The organism is Parasphingorhabdus sp. (assembly GCF_036964565.1).
GTDB lineage: Bacteria > Pseudomonadota > Alphaproteobacteria > Sphingomonadales > Sphingomonadaceae > Parasphingorhabdus.
Window position 1 is genome coordinate 1 of sequence record NZ_JBALTN010000047.1, and the last position, 552, is coordinate 552.

General features: G+C 56.3%; 1 protein-coding gene. It reads left to right on the forward strand.

Translation table 11 applies throughout. The features are described from left to right. Positions 1–89: 89 nt before the first annotated feature. Positions 90–552 (forward strand): hypothetical protein (locus V7650_RS18165; RefSeq protein ID WP_335657606.1); only part of this gene is annotated, 463 nt, incomplete at its 3' end.

The window sequence follows — 552 nt, forward strand, 5'->3', positions numbered from 1 at the left end:
GCCAAAGGGTGCCGCATTGGGGGTCTGCAATTGGGGCTATCACATTACGTAACGGACGCGCGGAACAATGCGCAATTTAGGGGTAACTTATGACAAAATTGAACTTTATCGCAGCGGCTATTCCTGCACTGCTGCTCGCTGGTTGTGCAACCATGCCTGCCATGCAGAATGTTGCGACCGTCACGGATCCTGTCGCACGGGAATTGGCGTACAAGGAACTTCAGGCCAATGCGCCAACGCCGATAGAAGGCAATGGCGGCAAATTCATGTCACCCTTCACCACGGACGGCGTAACGGCCGAATGGGTGACCAAGGCAATGAAGGTCCAGGCCAGCGGGCAGATTGGCGAAGCCGCCGGTCAAATCGCAGCCAACCAGCTTCTGAACAACATTCCTTTTGCCGGATTGTTCGGGGGCATGGCATCCAAGAGCATCGCCCGGTCTGCTGCGATGAGTTCGATCGGCGGCGAGGAATTCCTGAAAAGCAGCAGCGATCTTTCCTTCAACTCCCTCCCCGACATGGCGGCGTACATGTACGCCTTCCATTCCTCGC